Source organism: Mesorhizobium sp. M2A.F.Ca.ET.037.01.1.1, assembly GCF_003998075.1.
Taxonomy (GTDB): domain Bacteria; phylum Pseudomonadota; class Alphaproteobacteria; order Rhizobiales; family Rhizobiaceae; genus Mesorhizobium.
Map to the genome: position 1 here is coordinate 1 of NZ_RZSA01001044.1, position 2,178 is coordinate 2,178.

Here is a 2,178-nt window from a genome sequence, read left to right on the forward strand (position 1 = left end):
AGCGGAGCGTACTTGAAAGTACGTGAGCACCGGAAGGGCAGGAAGCCGTCGTTCGCAGGCCGGCCTCACCTGAATATCGGCAGACCTTACGGAGCACACGCCGACTGCGGCATCGGCTGCAGCCGATAAACCTTGTCGTCGGACTTGGTCTTGCCGTCCGCCGCCTTCGAACAGAGATCGACAACCGCCACCGCATTGTTGGGGTTCGCGACCATCATCGTGCCGTTGGGCCCGCGCTTGAGGAAGATCTCCGTCTGCGAGATGTCGCAGGAAAAATCGCTCATCTTGGAGCTTGCCGAGCAGCGCCACTGGTCGGCCTCGCCCTGGCAGGAATAGGTCTGCGTGACCTTTTTCCCCTTCTGCCTGGTCGTCACTGAAACGGCAATGTCCGCCCCGTCGGGCCAGGTCGCGGCATCGCCGCCGGCCGCGAAGGAAGCGAGCTCGACCGGCCCGCGGAAGACGCGGATCGATTGCGTCAGCTGGTTGGGATGTGTTTTGAGATGCGCATCGTCATAGTCGCGCCCGAAGCAGAACGGCTGATCCGGCTTCAGGCGCACGCGCAGCGGATCACCCAGCGCCGGGTCGATGGGGTCGATGCGTGTGAACTCCGCCTTGCAGGTCTCGGCCGGCATCGGATCCAGCTTGAAATTGTCGTCCTCGCTGCCCAGCGCCTGCCTGTTGTACTCGGCTTTGCCGAGGTCCTCCTCCGCGCCAGCGTCGAGATACACATCAGGCTGTACGTTGGAGAGCATCAGCCGGCCCTTGTCGTCGACTTTCAGCGAGGCGAGCGTGCGGTCGCAATCCATGCCGCAGCGGATGCCACTCGCCTTGTCGCTCGGATCTTCCTTGTTGCACCAGCCGGCCGCCCAGTCGGGCTTCTTGGCGCCGCGCACGGTGGTGGTGAGGAAGCCGTTATAGGAAGTATCCTGGTTGGCGGGGGGTTCTTCGTTCGGCCGGCTGACCGGATCGTCGCCATAGAAAAAGAAGATGCGCGCCACTTTCTGGTGCGGATGCGCCTTGAGATGGGCGGCATCGTAGATACGGCCGAAGCAGACATCGGCACCGGTCGGGCTGAGCTCGGGAAGTTTGGGCGGCTGTTCGGCGCGCGCCGCGCCGGCAAAAGCGGCAAAGGCGGCGCAAAGCGCAACGCCCGCCATGGTCCTCCCCACAACGGCCTTCGATGCCATGCGATCCTCCTCCCACCGACAGGACTGCTTTATGGTAGTCTAGGAGACCCGCCTGGACCATGCAAAATCGCGCGAGCAGGCCGGCAAACGGAGGACACGATGCTGCGCCGTGACATTTTTCGTGCCGGCCTCGCCGGCGCCGCGGGCCTTTTCGGCCTGAGCCGGGCCAACGCGGCAACGGCTGAGGAGAAGCTGAAGGTCGCTTATCACCTCAGCGACGCCGACAAGGTCAACTTCGTCCTCGGCAACATCAAGAACCACTATGAGGGCACCGGCGGCAATGTCGATATTGTCCTTGTGGTGCATGGTCCGGCACTGGCGGCCTTCAAAGCCCAGGGCGCTTCCGGCGCTGTTTCCAGCCGCTTTGCCGGCCTCGTCCAGCAGCGGCTCGTCCCGCAGGCCTGCGGCAACACCCTGCGCGGCATGGACATCACGCTTGCCGACCTGCTGTCGGGCTTCCAGGTCGCGGAGAAAGGCGGCGTTGTTAAACTCGCCGAACTGCAGCATCAGGGCTATGTCTATCTCAGGCCCTGACGCGGCCACGCTTGAACGCCAACGCTTGAACGGAAGGCCGGTAATAGCCTACGAAATGTGCCAACCTGGAGGCCGACCGACATGACGACACTTGCCATCCCCGATCTTGCCGGCAAGGCGGTGCTGGTCACCGGCGCCTCGACCGGCATCGGTGCCGCCCTTGCCCGTGCTTACGCGGCGCAGAAATGCCGCGTCGCGCTGCATTACAATGCGAGCCGCGCACCCGCCGAAGCCGTGGCCGAAGCCATCCGCGATGACGGCGGCGAGGTGTTTCTGGTCCAGGGCGATTTTTCGATACCCGCCGACGTCGAGCGTGTGGTCGAGGAAAGCGCCCAGCATTTCGGCCGGCTCGACGGCCTGGTCAACAATGCCGGCGGCATGCTCGGCCGCATCGCCTATGCCGATCAGGACGAAGCGCATTACGACGCCGTGATGGACCTCAACGCCCGTTCTGTCC

At 64.1% G+C, this 2,178-nt stretch carries 3 protein-coding genes; 2 read left to right on the forward strand and 1 reads right to left on the reverse strand.

Features of this window, described 5'->3' with window-relative positions:
- Positions 1–86: 86 nt before the first annotated feature.
- Positions 87–1,187, reverse strand: a complete 1,101-nt coding sequence (locus EOA27_RS33150; RefSeq protein WP_127258372.1) for a hypothetical protein — start codon at positions 1,185–1,187, stop codon at positions 87–89.
- A gap of 99 nt (positions 1,188–1,286) precedes the next feature.
- Between EOA27_RS33150 and EOA27_RS33155 the strand changes: the two genes are divergently transcribed.
- Together EOA27_RS33155 and EOA27_RS33160 are read left to right on the forward strand one after the other, a co-directional pair.
- The gene (locus EOA27_RS33155; RefSeq protein ID WP_126081603.1) at positions 1,287–1,721 is read left to right on the forward strand and encodes a DsrE family protein; all 435 of its coding nucleotides are present in this window, start codon (positions 1,287–1,289) and stop codon (positions 1,719–1,721) included.
- A gap of 81 nt (positions 1,722–1,802) precedes the next feature.
- Positions 1,803–2,178: SDR family NAD(P)-dependent oxidoreductase (locus EOA27_RS33160; protein ID WP_127258373.1), on the forward strand; the 376-nt coding region annotated here is incomplete at its 3' end.

Excerpts from the sequence above, each read along its gene's own strand:
- EOA27_RS33150 (WP_127258372.1), bottom strand. The coding sequence starts at position 1,187 with ATGGCATCGAAGGCCGTTGTGGGGAGGACCATGGCGGGCGTTGCGCTT.
- EOA27_RS33155 (WP_126081603.1), top strand. The coding sequence starts at position 1,287 with ATGCTGCGCCGTGACATTTTTCGTGCCGGCCTCGCCGGCGCCGCGGGC.